Origin of the sequence: Pricia mediterranea, from assembly GCF_032248455.1 — a bacterium.
GTDB lineage: Bacteria > Bacteroidota > Bacteroidia > Flavobacteriales > Flavobacteriaceae > Pricia > Pricia mediterranea.
Map to the genome: position 1 here is coordinate 3,471,647 of NZ_JAVTTP010000001.1, position 19,789 is coordinate 3,491,435.

Below are 19,789 nucleotides of genomic sequence, written 5' to 3' on the forward strand. Positions count from 1 at the left end.
CTACACTACGGCACGCTGCAAAAGTTCCAAGGTCATCATTTGGGTATTCAGGGTTGCATTGATTCCGATCGGAAAGGTGAAATTATTTTCCACATGCCCAAAGCTCATGCCGTAAACCGCCGGTATATTCAAAGGCCGCAGTCTATCCATGAGAACTTCTTTTAAAGTAAACGATTCGGGGTTGGTAGAGGCGTTGCACCCTGCACTGACCCCGAAGGCGATTCCGGCAGCTTTGGTAAACGTATCGCCCTCGATCAGTTGGGTCAGCATACGGTCGATGCGATAGGGTGCCTCCTCTACATCTTCCAGACAGACGATGGCGTCGGTCAAGTCGATTTCATGCGGGGTACCGATCAGGGCGTTGACCAAGGTAAGGCTGCCCCCGACCAATTTTCCCGTGGCCGTCCCCGGGGTGATGGTATACCGTTCGTACTCGGGATCGGTTCTCAGGGCATAGTCCGACAACTCGACATTTTCTATCAAGTAATTCTTCTTTGGGCGCATCACGACGTTCCGCAACTGCTTCATACTGTAGGGGTCGTTTAAGGTACTGCCGACGGGGCCGTGAAAGCCTACAAGTCCCGTTTCCTGATAGATAGCGTTCAAAAGGGCGGTAACATCGCTAAAACCGATCAGCGCCTTCGGATTTTCCCTGATATTTTCGTAATCGATCATGGGCAGAATGCGGGTGCACCCATAGCCGCCCCGGGCGCAGAGAATCCCGTCGATATCAGGGTTGGCGAACATCTCGTTCAGGTCCGCCACCCGTTCCGAATCCGTATTACTAAAATAACCGAAGTTGCCAATAATGCGTTCGGTATGGTAGGGTTTGAACCCCATGGTTCTTAGTGCTTTTTTTGCATCATCGAGCACGTGTGGCTTGACCGAATATCCAGGGGCGATCAGGCCGATGGTATCTCCTTTCTTTAATCGTTTGGGAAGTAGGTTGTCTGTAGTGCGATGGGTGCTTTTAGCGGTAATAAATTGGGGTACGAAGGCCGTAGCGGCCAGGCCCATGGCCGAAGCCATAAATTCCCTTCTTTTTGTCATGGTGTAGTTTGGATTAAACTGCGGGACGGATTGTTAAATCAAAGGTGGTCCCGGACTGGAATAGGTAAAGTTAACAAAAATCCATGGCAAAAGCCGCCCCCGGGTTACATGGAGACGGCTTTCTTTCTTCTTGGGTGCCGGAAAATTCGAAGTTTAACGGGCGGAGGTGCCTCCGTTGTTTCCCGATCTTTGTAATTGGCGCCGAATTTTATCAATGGCGGATTCAATGGATTTATCCGGCTCGATAATATTGTATTCGCCCCAAAAATTGGGATCTGAAAAACCGATGGCCTCATCGGCGAGAATGATGGAGGATTTCATTCGCTCCCTGGCTCTGGGAAAGTCGGAATCCTTGTTCTTTTTCCAGTCGGTCACCGCCATTTCGCAGGTCATGCTATACACGGAATTGAACAGACGCTTGTCCCAATTGATCTTGAAGGTCATCAATACATTGCTGTACCCATAATACCAACGGCCGTTTTTTTCCCTATAATCCACGCGATAGGCCACTTCGGTAGGCCAGACCCTGGCATTGGAGGGCTTTTTACGTACGAACATACGGGCCGCCCTGTCCCTATCCGTAATATTTAGCGAAAAAATGGCGCTCGTTAAAATTTTGTTTTCGGCATCTATATAAAGTTTACCTTGATACAAAGGGTCTAGTATCGATTCCAGTTGCTTAAAATTGACCACATAGATAAGCCGGTCATTTACCCGGGTCGAGCGGTCGAAGCTGAAGTCGTAATTATTCAAGGTCTCGTCGGTAAAGATATATTCCGGATATTTCATGACATCTACAAAGAGAGCATTAAAAGGTCCGCCCTGCAATTTAAGCGCAACTGTATCCAATCTGCTGTAATCCGTGCTTTTCCGGGCCTTATACAATTTGACCCCGTCCTTTTTATAGGAGGTGTACGGTGTTTTGTATATATTGACCACCGCTTCGGACAGGGATACGTTCCTGCGTCTTTTCTTGATGGTTTCCCGATAGAAAGCGGTCATCAGGGTAGGATCATCAAAATAATTGTCGCCCTTCCGTTTCAAGGTTTCCCGAACGAGCGCCTCCGCATCTTTGGGAACTTCGACGTTGACTTCGGGGAGTTCGGTCACCGATACCCTAAGTTTAATTTCATTATTTCCGTTCTCATCGAACTGTACGAGAGGTATCGACTTGGTAGTATACCCTAGAAATGAAACAAGTACATTGCTGTCCAAAGGGTCATCGGCCATGTCGCTGGGCACTTTGAGCGCAAACTCGCCGTCGGCGTTCGTTATCGTGCTCACGTTCGTGCCTTCGATGGCCACCGTGGCAAAGACGAGGGATTTATTGGTGTCATTGCCTATTACTTCGCCTTTGTATTCCTTGAAGCTCTGATCTTGCGGTTCTTGTTGCACATTCTGATAAAAGGCGAATGCAGACGGTGTTGCGGTTACCCAGATCAACGACAAAAAGATGCATGCTGCGAGCCAGGATTTTTTCGGGATTTTGTTTGTTTTATTTTTCATAGCAGGGAAATGTTGTTCATTTTTTTTAAGCACCATTAAAGTAATGATTTTTAACGGAATAGTATGTTAAAAAAATCGTATTACTGCGAATTATTTTATTGGATTTGAGCGTAATCTGATGTTTTTATATTTGTTGGATAGATATGCACGTTGCCCTAGCACGCTTGAGGAAAGTCTAAACGAGTTCGATGACCAAAATTTCGGGTAGCGTGCGCCGGGTTCATGAACCTTTCTGGACAGACTTCCCGTCAAAGCTCCTCCCGACAGTTTAATCTCTGTGAACTTTGTCGGAATTGGCCGTCAAGCGTTTGATTTCCTTGAGTTCCGTCTCGGTCAAATCCCGCCATTTTCCCACGGGGATGTCCAGTGTAACGTTCAGGACACGGATGCGTTTTAAGTGTTTTACGCGATAGTCGAAATGCTCGCACATCCGGCGGATCTGCCGGTTTAGGCCTTGGGTGAGAATGATCCTGAATTCGCGTTCCCCGATTTGCATCACCTCGCACTTTTTGGTGACGGTATCCAAGATGGGCACCCCGTTCCGCATCCCCTGCAGAAATTGCTCGGTCAAGGGTCGGTCCACAGTGACCAGATACTCCTTGCCGTGATCGTTCCGGGAACGTAAAATCTTGTTGACGATATCTCCGTCGTTGGTCAGTAGAATAAGGCCTTCGCTGGGCTTGTCCAACCGGCCTATCGGAAAAATCCGCTTAGGGTAGCCGATATAATCGATGATGTTGTCCTTTTCGACCCGGGTATCCGTTGTGCAGACGATGCCCACAGGCTTGTTAAAGGCCAGGTAAACTGGTTTTTCTTGGGGTTCCGAAACCGGTTTGCCATCGACTCTGACCTCGTCACTATCGGTAATCTTCGTGCCCATTTCGGGCACTTGGCCATTGACGGTGACACGGCCTTGCTCGATGAGCTTATCGGCCGCCCGGCGGGAGCAGTAGCCCACCTCGCTGAGGTATTTGTTGATACGGGTTTGTTTAGGGTCTGACACTGGAACAAAGATAGTGAATCTTTCTTTCTGTCGTTCCGATCCGTTCCAAGATAACGAAAATGTTTCCGATAGCCTAGGTCCCGTTAACACAAAGCCTGAAAACGGGTTTTTCGCTCTTTTTCCGGTCAACGCATGAGCTGGCTCCTCTTTCAAAGGTCAAATTCTTGGCCTCTTCTTTCGGCCCTGTTGCTTTTGGCCAATATAGCTCTATGTTCGGCTAAAAGCGCCAAAAAATCCAAAGAAATCAGCACAAAATCCGCGATTTCCGTTTAAGGTTAACAGACTTTAATTAAACCATTTTTGATTTTTTAAGTCTAAAAGTTAGGTTCTGACACCCCATGATTTATCAATTTATCTTATTTTTAGGCTTCTCGGTGGGATAAGGGCAAAGAACAATCGATTCCGTCGGATGATTTTTAATGAATACACTGATGCAGTAGTAATTTGGAGAACAAAGGCAAAAAGGATAAAATTGTTGACCATGGCAAAACCTACATCTCGGCCAAGTACATAATCGTACCCGTAATGCTGCTTTTCTTGGTGGCTTGCGGCCCTAAAATTCCTAATATTCTAGCGCCCGTGGAGTCGCCCCAGCGTTTTTCGTATCGGGGATCGGAAGCTGTTCCCGATCGGTGGTGGACGGCCTTCGAGGATCCAAGGCTAAACCTCCTGGTCGACAGCGCCTTGGCCAATAACCTCGATCTGGCGGCCATCTGGCAACGCTTTAAGGCCGCGGAGGCCGTTGCCAAACGCGAAGGCGCAGATCTTTGGCCTCAGCTAGAGGCCTCGGCGCAAAGTGCTATGAGCAGGCCCCAGCCCGATTTTGCCGGCGGGGAAAATGTACAGTTGGGGATTTCCGCCTCCTATGAATTCGATGTATGGGGGCGAATCAGGACGGCGGTACAGGCCGAAAAGTTTCGCGCGACGGCAAGTCTGGCCGATTATCGCACGGCGGCGATATCACTTTCCTCCGAGATTGCCTTGACCTGGTACCGGATGGTGGCGGCCAAAAAACAACTGGCACTCGCCGAAGAGCAGATACGGACCAACCAAAATATTATCAAATCGATCAGGGCCCGCTTCGGCAGCGGTCAGGTCCGGGCCGTTGATATATTGCGCCAGCTACAGTTACTGGAAAGCACGAAGGACCAAAAAATCGTATTTGAGACCAATGTAAGCCTGTTCGAAAATCAATTGGCGGTGTTATTGGGAAAATCACCTGGTGCGGTCTCGCAATTTTCGGAGACAAATTTCCCGCAATTGACCGCATTGCCCGAAACCGGCCTTCCTTTGGAGCTGGTGCGTCGCAGGCCTGACGTGCAGCGTGCCTACGATTTACTTTTGGCCGCGGACATGGACATGGCTTCGGCGGTAAAAAACAAATATCCGCGACTTTCCATCCGCTTAAGTGGCCAATTGCGGGCCAACGACTTCAACACCCTGTTCCAGAACTGGGCCTACTCCTTGGCCGGAAATTTGATAGCGCCCCTGTTTTACGGAGGACGTTTGGGCGCGGAGGTCGATCGTACCGAAGCGATCAAAAATCAAAGCCTGTACCAATACGGACAGACCGTACTGACGGCATTTCAGGAAACCGAGGACGCCCTGATCCGAGATATCAAACAGAGAGAGCGGATGGAAATTCTTAAAAAGCAGGTCGAGCTGGCCGAAAAAACAAGTCGGCAACTGCGATTGGAATTTTTGAACGGATTGAGTCCCTATTTGGATGTATTGCTCGCGCTGGACCAGGAACAACAGCTGCGACGGGATCTGATAGACGCCAAGGCCGAACAACTGGAGATTCGTATTGCACTCTATCGGGCATTGTCCGGAGGATTTGAAACAGATCAGGTGGCAATGCCGTAGGGAACCGATGCCGGAGTAGAAATCCCACTCTTAAAAAGTAGGGTAGATGGGTGCACTGTACTATTTCAAGTATATACCATCCGTTTTCAAAAGGTCGGTACGGGCCGCTTAATTTTAGGAACAACTACTATATGGAGAAAAAGAAAATTGTATTGATTTGTGTAGGTATCCTGCTTCTGGCGGGGCTGATCACGTCGTTTATCTTTCTGACCGAACCCACGGCCAAAAGTGAGGGAGCTAGCAAACAGACCGCCATGCTGGTCAATGTGGTGTCCGCAGAGAAGGGGGATTTTAATCCGGTAATCACGGCTACCGGTACCGTAAGGCCGGTCGATGACGTGGTGCTCAGTCCCTTGGTGGGTGGCCAGATCCTGCGGCGAGACCCCTCATTTACGCCGGGAGGAAGGGTGAGCAAAGGCGAGGTTCTGCTGAAAATCGACCCCGCCGATTACGGCAACACCTTGGAGCTGCGGCGGAGCGAATTGCAGCAATCACAGACCGACCTCAATATGGAAATGGGCCGCCAACAGGTCGCGGAACAAGACCTGGCGCTGATCGGAGGCGATTCGCTATCATCCGAAGAAAAGGAGTTGGTGCTTCGCAAGCCCCAACTTGATGCGGTCAAGGCCAACCTTAAAGCAGCCAAGGCCTCGGTCGACCAGGCGCAGCTCGATCTCCGGCGGACAACCGTGCGTGCCCCTTTTGATGCCCAGGTACTAAGCCGCAACGTAACCGTAGGTTCCCAGGTTTCACCGGGCGATAATCTGGGCCGGCTTGTGGGGACGGACGCCTATTGGGTAGAAATGACCGTTCCCGTAAGCCAGTTGCGCTGGCTGGATTTTCCCTTAGAACAAGACCAGACCGGCTCTTCCGTTGAACTGCGTAGCCGAACGGCATGGAAACCGGGCGAAACCCGAACGGGCCATCTCTACCGTCAGGTCGGGGCGCTCGACGACCAGACCCGCCTGTCACGGGTATTGGTGAGGGTGGAAGACCCCCTCGCCCAAAACCCCGGGAACGAAGGGCAGCCCCCCTTGATCATCGGTAGCTTTGTCGAAGCCCGAATACAGGCCGAACCCGTCGTCAACGTAGTGCGTTTAAACCGCGACTACGTGCGTAGCAACGAGACGGTATGGGTAATGCAAGATAAAAAACTACAGGTTCGCAAGGTCGAGATTCTACTCTACGATGCCGAACATGCCTATATCCTTTCAGGACTTGAAGACGGGGACCAAGTGGTAACCACCAATCTCAGTACCGTAGCCGAAGGTGTAAGCCTGCGTACCGAAGGGATGACGGGGCGCCAAAGGGAGCAAACGGACACTACCAAAACGCAGCAATGATATGAATGAGGAAAAAGAAAAAATGAAGGATGCGGATAAGGTAGGCTCGGAAAACGCGAGAAAGGAAAATCCGGGGGGAAACGTCGGGAACGAGAAGCCGTCCGGGAAGAAGAGTGCGTCGGTGAAAGAGGGTATGATCGCTTACATGGCCAAGAACTCCGTAGCCGCCAACCTACTCATGATCGTATTGCTCGCGGGGGGAATCTATTCCATGTTCACTATCCAAAAGGAGGTATTTCCCGAGTTTCAGCTCGATTTTGTCGAAGTAAACGTGGTCTATCCCGGCTCTAGCCCCGCCGAGGTCGAACAAGGCATCCTTTTACCGGTCGAGGAGGCGGTGCGCAATGTCGATGGTATCAAGGAAATCGTGTCCACCGCACGCGAAGGTTCCGGCGAGGTAACCATAGAACTGGTGGCCGGCTCCGACCGCATGAAGGCGTTTCAGGAAATTGACCAGGAAATCAACCGCATCCGCACATTTCCCGACGATATCGAACGGCCCGAAGTGGCCCTTCAATCACGGCGGCGAGACGTCATGGAACTTAGCCTGTACGGCGATGTAGATGTGTGGACCTTAAGAAAATTGGCCGAACGTTTGCGGAACATCCTGTTGAGCAACCCCGAGATTACCCAAGTGGAATTCGGGAACGTACCCGATTATATGACCCACGTAGAGATTCCCCGCCACAACCTAAGGCAGTACGGCCTTACGTTGGGCCAAGTGGCCGACATCATCGCCGAGAGCAGCGAAGACGTGCCTGCCGGGGCGGTGGAGACCAAGACCGGGGAAATACTCCTCAGGATGCAGGAACGCAAGCAGTGGGCAGATGAATTCAGCAAGATTGCCATTATCACTTCCCCCTCCGGAGCTACGGTAACCCTGGGCGATATCGCATCTGTACGCGATGGCTTTGAAGAAGTGGGGTTCTTTGGGGAGTTCAACAGCACCAAGAACATTGGTCTCGACGTTTTTCGGGTGGGAGACCAATCTCCCATGGAAATAGAGGAAAAAGTCAAGGAAATTATGGCGGACTTTCAGTTGCCGCCGGGGGTGGAATGGCGTATCGATAGCAACCAGGCCGAAGATTTTCGCGAGCGGCTTTCCCTGCTTACCGGCAACGGGCTTTTGGCTATCTTGATCGTACTGACCATCCTGACGCTTTTTCTGGAATACCGGCTGGCCTTTTGGGTCATGATGGGGATGACCATATCCTTTGTAGGGGGGATGATTTTCTTGCCGATGCTAGGGGTCAGCATCAATATGATCTCCATGTTCGGCTTTTTGGTGGTTTTAGGAATAGTTGTGGATGATGCCATCGTAGTAGGCGAAAATATTTACGAGTATCGGCAAAAGGGATACAGCGCTATGGAGGCGGCCATCAAGGGCGCCAAGGATGTATCCATGCCGGTTTCGTTCAGTATTATTACCACGATCATCGCTTTTGTGCCCCTACTCTTTATGCCGGGCGAAAACGGAAAGTTCTGGTGGCCCTTGCCGGTGGTGGTCATCGTCATCCTCGCCGTTTCCCTGATCGAGGCCCTGTTTATTCTACCGGCTCATTTGGCCCATCTGAAAAAGGATGCCAAAACGCCCAAGCCGCTCCGTTTTATCGAAAAATACCAACGGCGTTTCGCCCAGGGCTTTGAGCATGTCATCGACAAATACTATCGCCGCTTTCTGGACAAATGCTTGGAATTCCGCTATATCAGCCTCAGTGCGGCCGTCGCCCTGTTGTTGGTGGTGGGCGGGTTCGCGATGAGCGACCATATGGGGATGATCATGATGCCCGAGGTGGCGGCAGAGGAAATCGAAGCAGGGATTTTACTGCCGGTCGGCACCACCCCGGACCAGGGTGCGGAAGTGGCACGAAGGGTTACCGCGGCTACCGAAAGAATGTTCGAGGAGCACGGGTTGGACAAAGTGGCCGAAGGTATCAAGACCAATGTACGGGGACAACGTTTCGTCGATGTGGAAATCGTGATGCGGCCACCTGACGAACGGGATATGACCGCGGGCGAGGTCATAGCGCTTTGGCGCGACAACATAGGGGACATCCAAGGGGTCGACCAGATTACCTTCGAGGCCGAACGGGGACCCGGGGGATACCAGCAAGACATTAGTGTCGACCTGAGCCATTCCGAAATTGAGGTATTGGAGCAGGCCAGTACCGCTTTTTTGGAACGTATGGAAGCATTTGAGAATACCCGTGATGTCAATGATAACTACGATATGGGCAAAATTCAGTACGATTTCAAACTGCTTCCCGAAGGGCGGAACCTAGGGCTTACTTCCAATGATGTCGGCCGACAGGTGCGGGATGCCTTCTACGGGGCCTTGGCCATGCGGCAGTTGCGAGGTAACAATGAGATCGAGGTGCGGGTCAAATTGCCCTACGAAGAGCGAAAGGATATGCACAATCTGAAAGATTTTTTAGTACGTACCCCGACCGGGGTGGAAGTTCCCCTGCTCGATGTCGTCGAGGTTCGGCAACGGGAAGCCTTTACCAGTATCAACCGTCGCGACGGGCGGCGCGTGGTCAACGTGGGGATGGACGTAGAGCCTTCCAATGCGGTTTCAAGGGTGCTTGAAAGGGTTCAGGAAGAGGTGCTGCCGCAATTGCGTGCGGATTTTCCCGGTACCACTTGGACGTTCGAGGGCAGCCAAGCGGACATGCGCGAGAGTACCGCCAGCCTTTGGAGCGGTTTTGGCATCGCCATGCTCTTGATCTATGCCCTGCTGTCCCTGGCTTTTAAAAGCTATAGCCAGCCCTTGATTGTGATGGCCGCAATCCCTTTCGGAATTATTGGCGCGGTTATCGGGCACATACTTTTGGGCTATGATATATCCATCGTCAGCCTTATGGGGGTTATCGCTTTATCCGGAGTGGTGGTCAACGACTCCCTGATCATGATCGACTATGCCAATAAACAACGGAAGCAGAAATCGATCTACGAGTCCATCCACGAGGCGGGATTACGCAGGTTCAGGCCGATCATGCTGACGACCTTGACCACGTTCGGCGGTCTGGCACCCATCATTTTAGAAAACTCCAGCCAAGCCTTTCACCTCATTCCTATGGCCATCAGCTTAGGCTTTGGCATCGTTTTCGCCACCAGCATCATCCTAGTAATAGTGCCTTGTCTCTACCTGACTTTGGAGGATGTGAAAATGTATTGGAAAAAGGGTAAAACCGTGGATAAGGTAGAGGTGTCGATGCTTCCGTGATATTATTTTTTGCGATCGACTTCATAGGCATATAACTGCCGCCCCAATTCCGCCAAGAAAGGAAGTCCGATTTCATCGTATTCGTAGGTGTCGTCGTTAAAGATGCCGTTTTTGTTGACCAGGATTGTGGCGGTCAGCATAAATTCCACCCCATTTTGGTCGTCAGTGATATAGGCGGAGTCGGTCAAGGTGCCATGGGCGAATCCCACTTTATTATGGATTTTGACGCTCGCCGGAATGTCCTGTTGAGTGTCCCCATATATAAAGAACTTGACGTAGCCATCGTAAAATTCTTTGGGGTCGTATCCTACTTTTTTGGGAAGGGTATGCATAGCGGTAAGAAGAAACTCCCGCTGTTCTTCACTGATATCGAAGCGTTCTTCGGATGAAAAGAGGTGGGGGAAGACGATCCGTTTCAGCAATCCATGCTGGGCGGGAACGGGATAATAGTTGTTAAGACTGAAATCGAAGGCTTCGTCAATCAGGGCACCTCCTTCATAGTATCCCTTTCCCTTGGTGATGTTTTTAAGGTCTAGAGGTTCCGGAGCGGTGTTGATAGTGCCGTCCAAAATAGCGGTCGTGCTGTCATTTTCGTAAATGATCAGGGGTTTTGTGGCCAGGTCGTCCGAACGATACCCGAGCCGATGGGCGATTCGGACGGGGCGCACCCCTTTTTTTCTAAGGCCGGAGTTTATGGCATCCTGTCCCAAAAATTCTATTAGCCGATTGCTGGCATCGTTGTCGCTTACGGCGAAAATCTGGGAAATCGCCTCGGCAAAGGTCGTTTCCACGGAATCGCCTTCGACGTAAAAACGGGTGTTACGATCGAGGGAGTCGGTGCGGTTCAGTTTTTCAAGGGCCAAGACCGCAATCGGGAATTTTACAGTGCTGGCCGGATAAAAATATGCATCCGCATCGACCTGAAAATCGAAGTCCCTTAGAACGACACTATCGTTTTTACGATCGATTTGGGTGTACCGAATCTGCAGTCCGTAATGAGAAATGCTATCCATTACCCGCTTTATCGCGGGTACATGGGAGCCCAAAACCTTTTCAAGGGGAGTGCCCGACGGTTCCTGTACCGCGCAGGCACCTAGAATCGCGAAAACTACAGCGGGCAAGAGTAGGCGCAGTGCTTTTTTACGGCCAATTGTCACGGCCACGGACAAAAAAGAAGGTAAAGGCAGTTTCATGGTCTGGCTTTTGGTTCTATCGGCTTCGGGTGGCGGTAGTGGTTCGCGGTTGGGGGCCGATGGTGCTTCCTTGGTTTCAGATCGGGGACTTTCGGTCCGCCGCTTTCCCCTTAACAAAACGAAAGTAATAAATTCCCCTGTTCCCACCCCAAAGTTCTGTTAACTAATAATAAGGTAGCCTTGCGAAGCGGCGGGCTTTTGTTATTTTTGCGCCATGCGAGCAAAAGTTCCATCCCGTATCTACGTGCTGTGCTGTCTTGTTGCGACGGTACTTTTAGGGGGTTGTGATTCCCTTTGGAAGAAAGAGCGGCCCGAGGCATTGGCACGGGTGGGGGACAATTATTTGTTCAAAGAAGATCTTGCCCCGCTATTCGGCAACAGCCTTTCAAAAGATGACAGCATTGCCTTTGTGACCGATTACATCAATACCTGGGCATCGAATCAACTTCTTCTCGATAAGGCCAAGATCAACCTGCCGGAGGATAAATTGAAGCAATTCGAGGCCTTGGTGGCCGATTACCGCACCGATTTATATACCCGGGCGTATAAGGAGGCTCTGGTACAACAGGTCAACGATTCAACCGTAAACGAATCAGAGCTGCAAGACTTTTACGAGCGGGAAAAAGAAAACTTCCGGTTGAAGGAAAAATTGGTCAAGCTGAGGTTTGTGGCCCTTTCCAAGGATTTTCTGAACAAGGTGGAAGTTGCCGAAAGACTTAAAAATTTTGGGGAAAAGGACCAGAACGTACTCGACTCCATCAGCGTCCAGTTTCGGAAAGCGAGTTTCAACGACTCCATTTGGGTGACGGCATCCCGTATCATCGATGAAATCCCCCCTCTGACATTTGAAAATGTCGAGAAACACCTAAAGAAATCACAATTTCTGAACATGGAGGATGATAGCGGGGTATATTTGGCCAAGATCATCGATGTCATGGAGGTAGACGATATCGCTCCATTGTCCTTTATCGAACCCACCATCGAGCGGGTGCTTTTAAGCCGCAGGAAACTGGATTTTATACGAAAATTGGAAACAGATGTAATCGACGAGGCCATCCAAAAAAGGAAATTCGAGGTCTATGACAAAACAAATAAAAATAGTAATGACGAAGGTTAAAATGATGAAAACGATACGATTGAGAGCCCTTTTTGTAATGCTGGCGATATGTGGCATAACATTCGCCCAACAATCCGACGAACTGACGGATACTCAGGTAGAGCCGGACGAACCGGCCTTGGAAGCAAGTATGGATGTTACGGATGTCAAAAAGGATTCCTCAAGCAACTACAAAAAAATCAAATTGGACGGAATTGCAGCGGTGGTCGGTGATTATGTGATATTGGATTCCGACATTGAAAAAACGCTCATCGACCTGAAAAGCCAAGGCGCCTCGGTTGAGGATGTTACCCGATGCGGCTTGCTGGGCAAATTGATGGAAGACCGACTTTATGCGCATCAGGCGGTGCAGGACAGTCTTTTGGTTTCCGACGACGAGGTCGCGGCTACTACCGAAAGACAGATCCAGTCGTTCGTACAGCAGACCGGGTCCATGGAAAAACTATTGCAATTCTATCGAAAGGAAGATGAGGCCAGCCTTCGGGAGGACATCAATAAGATCAACAAACTGCGTATGCTTTCGGAAAAAATGCAAACCAGTATTGTCGAGGAAATCGAGATCACTCCCGAGGAGGTGCGGCAGTTCTTCAACAATATTCCAGAGGACGAACGCCCTGTCTTCGGAGCGGAAATGGAAATCGCCCAGATCGTAAAAGCGCCAGAACCGACCGAAAAGGAAAAGCAGGAGGTCATCGATAAATTGAACAAGATCAGGGCCGATGTTCTGGATAACGATGCCAGTTTCAGCGTAAAGGCGATTTTGTATTCCGAAGATCCCGGCTCCAAGTCCGACGGTGGATTTTATAGTATTACCAAAGATACCGGATTCGACAAGACTTTTAAGGACGTAGCCTTCAGCCTAAAACAAGGTGAAATATCCGAGCCCTTTGAAACCGCTTTCGGATATCACATCATTTATATGGAGAAGATACGAGGGCAGGAACGCGATATACGTCACATCCTTATGCAGCCTGAAATTTCACAGAAGGCCTTGGACGAGGTGAAAGAGGAACTCGATACGATCCGCAAACACATCATGGAAGGCAAATACACCTTTGCCGAGGCGGCCCTTAATTTTAGCGATGAAAAGGAGACGAAGTTCGATGGGGGACTGCTGCGCAACCCCGTGAACTATGATTCCCGTTTTGAACTGACCAAGATGGATCCTACGCTGTACAACCAGGTACGAAATCTCAAGGATGACGAAATTTCCTATCCGCTGTTGGAAGAGGACCCCAGGGGCGGCGGTCCCAAGTACAAAATTCTAAAGGTCACCAACCGTTACGACGAGCATACCGCAAATTTCGCCCAAGACTACACCAAGATCCAAGAGCTGGCCAAAACAGAAAAACAGTATAAGGCGATAAAAAAGTGGATGGACAAACATATCACCGATACGTACATCAGCGTGGACGAGGACAATAGGGATTGCGATTTTGCCAACAATTGGGTAAAGGAGTAAGTGCATGTCTGACGTAGAAGCAATTGACAAGCTGGTCGAAAAGCACAAGGCGCTCAAGGCGGAGATCGCCAAAATCATCATTGGTCAGCATGAGGTGATCGACCAGATTCTTCTGAGCATATACACAGGCGGACACTCCCTGCTCATCGGGGTGCCGGGACTGGCGAAGACCTTGATGGTCAACACTATTGCCCAAACCTTGGGCCTTGATTTTAAGCGTATCCAGTTTACGCCCGATCTGATGCCCAGCGATATCCTGGGAAGCGAGGTGTTGGACCAAAACAGGAACTTTAAGTTCATCAAGGGACCTATTTTCGCCAATATCATTTTGGCCGATGAAATCAACCGTACTCCCCCGAAGACACAGGCCGCCTTGCTGGAAGCCATGCAAGAGCGGGCAGTAACCATTGCCGGGCAACGGCATGCGCTTGCATTGCCCTACTTTGTCCTGGCCACCCAGAACCCGATAGAGCAAGAAGGTACCTATCCGTTGCCCGAAGCGCAGCTCGACCGCTTTATGTTCGCCATCGAACTAAAATACCCTTCCGTAGCCGAAGAGATGGAGGTGGTCAAGCGAACCACGACCGATGTGGAGGCCTCGGTCAATACGATTTTCAATGCCGAGGAGATTTTGCAGGTACAACATCTGGTACGTCGCATTCCCGTACCCGACAACGTGGTGGAGTATGCCGTAAATCTGGTCAACCGCACTCGGCCCAACTTGGAGAATGCATCCGACTTTACCAAACAGTTCATCGATTGGGGCGCCGGACCCCGTGCCTCCCAGAACCTAATCTTAGGGGCCAAGGCGCATGCCGCCGTCCAAGGGAAGTATTCCCCGGATAGTGAAGATGTCAAGGCCGTTGCCATGGGCATCCTAAGACATCGCGTTATCAAGAACTACAAGGCAGAGGCAGAGGGCATTTCCGAAGAGGATATTGTCGGAAAGTTGTTATAAAACAAGGTCGGGCCGGGCTTCCCACCTAGTTGTTTTTCCTGGCAACTGGCCCATTTCTTGCTTCGAAATGGCCTTTCACGCCCAATGCCGGGCGCATGGAACCAGACTTTCTGCAACACCGCCGCCGAGCATCCTAAAAATCCCCCGAAATCCTTACTATCCTTGTCCTTTTTTAGTAATTTTGGCAGATTTGGAGGAAGGCTGGTAACGAGTTTAATTCCTTGTTTATTTTTTCGGTCCATTAGCTTAACGGCGTCCATGTTCAATAGTAAAAGCCATGCTTAGGTGGAGGAAAAAAGCGAGAACGGGAACTACTAAAAAGCCTGGAAACAAAGACAGTTAAAACAGATCAATAACCTAAACCACATACAGAATGGCATTCGACATAGACATGATCAAAGAGGTATATGCCCATATGGCCGAACGCGTTGACAAAGCGCGGGAAGTGACCGGGAAACCGCTGACCCTTTCGGAAAAAATACTCTACTCCCATTTGTGGGACGGCAACCCGACCAAGGCCTTTACCCGTGCCAAGGACTATGTCGATTTTGCACCCGATCGGATCGCCTGCCAAGATGCCACCGCGCAGATGGCCCTGCTCCAGTTTATGCAGGCGGGAAAACCTCAGGTTGCCGTGCCGACCACGGTCCACTGCGACCACCTTATCCAGGCCAAGAGCGGGGCGGAGGCCGATTTGAGGGCCGCCAACAACACTAGCGCCGAGGTCTTCGACTTTTTGGAATCCGTATCCAATAAATACGGCATCGGATTTTGGAAGCCCGGTGCGGGAATCATTCACCAAGTTGTTCTCGAAAATTATGCCTTTCCCGGTGGGATGATGATCGGAACCGATTCCCACACCGTGAACGCGGGCGGATTGGGAATGGTCGCCATCGGGGTCGGTGGGGCCGATGCCGTTGATGTGATGGCGGGAATGCCTTGGGAATTGAAATTCCCGAAACTTATCGGCGTGAAGCTGACGGGGAATATCTCCGGATGGACGTCCGCCAAGGATGTCATCTTAAAGGTAGCCGAAATCCTTACCGTAAAGGGCGGTACCGGGGCGATTATCGAATATTTCGGGGAAGGGGCCAAAAACCTTTCCTGTACCGGAAAAGGAACCATATGCAACATGGGCGCCGAAGTAGGGGCTACTACTTCCACTTTCGGCTACGATGATTCCATGGAGCGGTACCTTAGGGCGACGGAGCGGGCCGAGGTGGCCGATGAAGCCAACAAGATCCGTGAATACCTGACCGGGGATGATGAGGTTTACGAAAACCCTTCCGAGTACTTTGACCAGCTGATTGAAATCGATCTGAACGAACTACGACCCCATCTCAACGGGCCGTTTACGCCCGATTTGGCCACCCCGGTTGGTGAACTGGGTGTCAAGGCCAGGGAAAACGACTGGCCCATCAATGTAGAATGGGGCCTGATCGGGTCGTGTACCAACTCCTCCTACGAAGATCTGACCCGGGCGGCATCCATAGCGAAACAGGCGGTCACCAAAAAAATAAAGCCGAAGTCGGATTTCGGAATCAATCCCGGTTCCGAGCAGATTCGCTTCACGGCCAAGCGCGACGGCCTGCTCCAGATTTTCGAAGATTTGGGCGCGACCGTGTTTACCAACGCCTGTGGCCCCTGTATAGGGCAATGGGACCGAAGTGACCTGAAGGGGGACGAAAAAAACACGATTGTACATTCCTTTAACCGGAACTTTTCCAAAAGGGCGGATGGCAATCCCAATACCCACGCCTTTGTCGGCTCGCCGGAAATGGTGGCGGCGATAGCGATTTCCGGGAAATTGGACTTCGATCCCATGAACGATACCCTGATCAACGAGGACGGCGAAGAGGTCAAACTCGACGAACCGATGGGCATCGAATTGCCCGCACAGGGCTTTGAGGTCGAGGATGCGGGATATCTCGAACCCCGCGAAGACGGTTCCGGCGTTGAGGTCAAAGTGGCAAAGGATTCCGAACGGCTGCAGTTGTTGGAGCCCTTCGAACCCATCACCCCCGATGAGCTGCAAGGGGTCAAGCTATTGATCAAGGCTTTCGGCAAGTGCACCACCGACCATATTTCCATGGCCGGCCCCTGGTTGCGTTTCCGCGGGCATTTGGACAATATTGCCAACAACACCCTGATCGGCGCGGTCAATGCCTACAATAAAAAGACCAATTTTGTCAAGAACCAGTTGACCGGCGAGTACGGCGGAGTGCCCGATGTACAGCGAGAATATAAGGCCAAGGGCATTAAAACCATCGTCGTGGGCGATCATAATTACGGGGAAGGGTCTTCCCGTGAGCATGCGGCCATGCAACCCCGACATTTGGGAGTTGCCGCCGTCTTGGTAAAATCCTTCGCCCGAATTCACGAAACGAACCTGAAAAAACAAGGGATGTTGGGGCTTACTTTCGACAACGAAGACGACTACGACCTGATTCAGGAAGATGATACGTTCAACTTTGTCGATATTGAGGACTTTGCACCGGACAAGCCGTTGACCATCGAAGTGGTGCATGCCGATGGAAGCAAAGACACCATCAAGGCGAACCATACCTACAATGCCGCCCAGATCGGATGGTTCAACGAAGGTTCCGCCCTGAATGTAATCAAAAGGGAAAACGCGGCGTAAGACGTCTCGAATTACCTCCGCAATTAATCAAGTAAGAATGATGAAGCAATCCTCGGACATGTTACAAGTCCGACGGATTGCTTTTTCACTACGAGCAACAAGCTTATTAGGGCTTTTCGCGTGTTTGTGCCCTCTTCAGGAGTGTGATAGGGAGGGCGCAGAAACTGGAAACAACAAAAATCTAAGTGTATGAAACGTTCGTTGATAATTGCTTTCCTAGTCCTGCTATTCATTGGGGTCGGTATTTATTTTTTCACGCCATTAGGCCCGAAGGTCAGAGGGTATGCGGGCAGACTGTGGTCTAAAAGCGCGGTAGCCCTGAAGACCGACCTGCAGGTTTCTGACGCAGCTTATAAGTGGACGGTGACCGGTACTGATGGAAATCCCCGTAGTTTCGCCAAAGAAAAGGGGGAGGTCGTATTTTTGAATTTCTGGGCTACATGGTGTGCGCCGTGCCTGAAGGAAATGCCTGATATCCAAGACCTCTATGATGATTATGGAGACAAGATCGGCTTTTTTTTGGTGACCCAGGAAGATACGTCGAGGGTAGATTCTTTCCTTCAAAAAAATGACTACACTTTACCCTTTTATTATACCGATATAGAGAATATTCCCGAGGAGCTCGCTTCTAAATCCATGCCCACCACATATATCTTAGGAAAGGAAGGGAAAATCGCCTTGGCCGAAACCGGGGCACGGGATTGGAACAGCGCCGAGGTGCGGGCGATTATAGATCGATTGCTCGCCGAGTAGTTTGTTTTCATTCCTCTGCTTAATTCCCTGATCGTCAAGTAAGACCTAAGACTGCTGGCGCTGGAACGTAAGACTGTTGGCCTTTTTAGTACAAGGGACGCTATTTACAAGATGTTCATGTCCTTCGTCTTAAGTCTAACCGCCCAAGGTCCGGCCTAAGGTTTCTAAACAGATAAACACTTTATCTTTTAAAGTACTTGAAGGGAACAAAAAGCATCCCAAAGCATTCCCCGTCCCCTTTGCCCAAATGCTTGTGATGCATCTTATGTGCCCGCCGAACGCCCCTGGCATACCAATTATTGGCGTTACGGAACATTTTAAACCGTTGGTGAATAAATATATCGTGTACCAGAAAATAGGCGATTCCATAGGCTAGAATTCCGAATCCAAGGGGCCAACCATACCAAAACTCTGTTTGGGCCCCTAGATAAAAGAATACCATGCTGACCACTGCATAGAAAATAAAAAAGGCATCGTTACGCTCGAACCATGAATCGTGGTCCTTTCTGTGATGATCTTTGTGCAAGCTCCATAGAAATCCGTGCATGATGTACTTATGGGTGAACCAAGCCATAAATTCCATAAAGCAAAACGTTCCCAAAAATATCAATATCCAAATGACGATGTTCATTTCTGATTGCTAATTATTAATTCCTATTTTTTTATTCTGATCCCGACACTCCGAACTCTAAAACTCCGAATCAAGATTCGCAGGCTCTGGTCCTAAATCCTTTTACCTAATCTTTACGAAGTTAAGACTAAAGCTTCGGATTTGCATTTAACAAATCAATCAAAACTTCTCATAAAGCCATAAACGCATAAACTTTTTCTCACACCAACCTCAGTTTATATTTCACATAGGATCTCGCCAACACCCCGAATTTTTCATAATCCGGCACACGGATACGCGCGTTCTTTATTTCCAATGGCGGTGTGTTCTGTAATTTCCCCAATAGTTTATGGTAATATTTGTAGGCGGTATAGACCCCAAATTTCGCGTCGTTCGGCAATTTCACGATACCGGAATAGCCCATGGCAAAGTCCGTCTTGATTTCGTCAACGATCCTGGTCTTCGAGATTTCGTTCAGCTCCATCAAATTGGTATTCGGGAAATAACTGCGGTTGAGGTCTTCGTAATCTGCTTTTAGGTCCCTCAAAAAGTTGACCTTCTGAAAAGCAGAACCCAAGGCCATGGCACTTTCCCTCAGGGCCGAATATTTCTTCCCGTCTCCTTTCACGAAAACTTTAAGACACATGAGGCCTACGACATCGGCCGAACCGTAAATGTATTCCCTAAATTCCTTTTCGGTGCGATATATGGTTTTATGCAGGTCCATCCGCATACTTTTCATAAAGGCCGCCACAAGATCGTAGGGAATACCATATTTGTGATAGGTATGCTGGAAGGCGTTTAGGATAGGGTTTAAACTGATTTTATCCTCCAAGGCTTGATTCAGACTGTTTTCGAACCTCTCGAACAACACCTCTTTTTCGTACGCGTGAAAGGTGTCGACTATTTCATCGGCAAAGCGAACGAATCCGTAGATATTATAAATATCGGACCGTATTGATGATGCGAGCATCCTCGTAGCCATAGAAAACGAAGTACTGTAAGATTCGGTGACGATTTTACTACACCGGTAAGAAACATGGTCGAAGGTGGATTTCATA

At 50.0% G+C, this 19,789-nt stretch carries 14 protein-coding genes; 8 read left to right on the plus strand and 6 right to left on the minus strand.

All coding sequences use genetic code 11. The features are described 5' to 3' along the window. From RQM65_RS14325 to rluF, 3 genes are all read right to left on the minus strand, one after another. Positions 1 to 1,050, minus strand: a complete 1,050-nt coding sequence (locus tag RQM65_RS14325) for a S66 peptidase family protein (protein WP_314016071.1) — start codon at positions 1,048 to 1,050, stop codon at positions 1 to 3. 153 nt (positions 1,051 to 1,203) lie between these two features. Continuing rightward, positions 1,204 to 2,556 (minus strand): carboxypeptidase-like regulatory domain-containing protein, encoded by a 1,353-nt coding sequence (locus RQM65_RS14330; protein ID WP_314016073.1) that lies wholly within the window; start codon positions 2,554 to 2,556, stop codon positions 1,204 to 1,206. Between the two features lie 268 nt (positions 2,557 to 2,824). After that, positions 2,825 to 3,559, minus strand: a complete 735-nt coding sequence (rluF, locus tag RQM65_RS14335; protein ID WP_314016075.1) for a 23S rRNA pseudouridine(2604) synthase RluF — start codon at positions 3,557 to 3,559, stop codon at positions 2,825 to 2,827. Positions 3,560 to 4,003: 444 nt separating this feature from the next. Between rluF and RQM65_RS14340 the strand changes: the two genes are divergently transcribed. The 3 genes from RQM65_RS14340 to RQM65_RS14350 all read left to right on the plus strand — a co-directional run bounded on the left by RQM65_RS14340 (position 4,004) and on the right by RQM65_RS14350 (position 9,994). Beyond that, positions 4,004 to 5,425 carry an efflux transporter outer membrane subunit gene (locus tag RQM65_RS14340; protein ID WP_314016077.1) on the plus strand — a complete coding sequence of 474 codons (1,422 nt, stop codon included), beginning with the start codon at positions 4,004 to 4,006 and terminating at the stop codon, positions 5,423 to 5,425. 131 nt (positions 5,426 to 5,556) lie between these two features. Further along, positions 5,557 to 6,768 (plus strand): efflux RND transporter periplasmic adaptor subunit, encoded by a 1,212-nt coding sequence (locus RQM65_RS14345; RefSeq protein ID WP_314016079.1) that lies wholly within the window; start codon positions 5,557 to 5,559, stop codon positions 6,766 to 6,768. Position 6,769: 1 nt separating this feature from the next. Further along, positions 6,770 to 9,994, plus strand: coding sequence for an efflux RND transporter permease subunit (locus RQM65_RS14350; RefSeq protein ID WP_314016080.1), 3,225 nt, complete (start codon positions 6,770 to 6,772; stop codon positions 9,992 to 9,994). Between the two features lie 2 nt (positions 9,995 to 9,996). Here RQM65_RS14350 and RQM65_RS14355 read toward each other — a convergent pair whose 3' ends face one another. Beyond that, complete coding sequence (locus tag RQM65_RS14355) at positions 9,997 to 11,187, minus strand: serine hydrolase (RefSeq protein WP_314016081.1); 1,191 nt, start codon at positions 11,185 to 11,187, stop codon at positions 9,997 to 9,999. Between the two features lie 214 nt (positions 11,188 to 11,401). Here RQM65_RS14355 and RQM65_RS14360 point away from each other — a divergent pair, with 214 nt between their 5' ends. From RQM65_RS14360 to RQM65_RS14380, 5 genes are all read left to right on the plus strand, one after another. After that, a complete protein-coding gene (locus tag RQM65_RS14360) occupies positions 11,402 to 12,304 on the plus strand; it encodes a peptidylprolyl isomerase (protein WP_314016083.1) in 903 nt (300 codons plus the stop codon). After that, positions 12,291 to 13,766: a peptidylprolyl isomerase gene (locus RQM65_RS14365; protein ID WP_314016085.1), complete on the plus strand. Its 1,476-nt coding sequence runs from the start codon at positions 12,291 to 12,293 to the stop codon at positions 13,764 to 13,766. Before RQM65_RS14360 ends, RQM65_RS14365 begins: the two co-directional genes overlap by 14 nt. Positions 13,767 to 13,770: 4 nt before the next feature. Continuing rightward, entirely contained in the window at positions 13,771 to 14,724 is a 954-nt protein-coding gene (locus RQM65_RS14370; RefSeq protein WP_314016087.1) for an AAA family ATPase, read from the plus strand. Between the two features lie 373 nt (positions 14,725 to 15,097). Continuing rightward, positions 15,098 to 17,365 (plus strand): aconitate hydratase, encoded by a 2,268-nt coding sequence (locus RQM65_RS14375; RefSeq protein WP_314016088.1) that lies wholly within the window; start codon positions 15,098 to 15,100, stop codon positions 17,363 to 17,365. A 189-nt stretch (positions 17,366 to 17,554) separates the two neighbouring features. After that, positions 17,555 to 18,118: a TlpA family protein disulfide reductase gene (locus RQM65_RS14380; RefSeq protein ID WP_314016090.1), complete on the plus strand. Its 564-nt coding sequence runs from the start codon at positions 17,555 to 17,557 to the stop codon at positions 18,116 to 18,118. A gap of 181 nt (positions 18,119 to 18,299) precedes the next feature. Here RQM65_RS14380 and RQM65_RS14385 read toward each other — a convergent pair whose 3' ends face one another. Both RQM65_RS14385 and RQM65_RS14390 read right to left on the minus strand, forming a co-directional pair. Further along, positions 18,300 to 18,749 (minus strand): sterol desaturase family protein, encoded by a 450-nt coding sequence (locus tag RQM65_RS14385; protein ID WP_314016092.1) that lies wholly within the window; start codon positions 18,747 to 18,749, stop codon positions 18,300 to 18,302. 199 nt (positions 18,750 to 18,948) lie between these two features. Beyond that, entirely contained in the window at positions 18,949 to 19,788 is an 840-nt protein-coding gene (locus RQM65_RS14390; protein WP_314016094.1) for a phytoene/squalene synthase family protein, read from the minus strand. Position 19,789 lies beyond the last annotated feature (1 nt).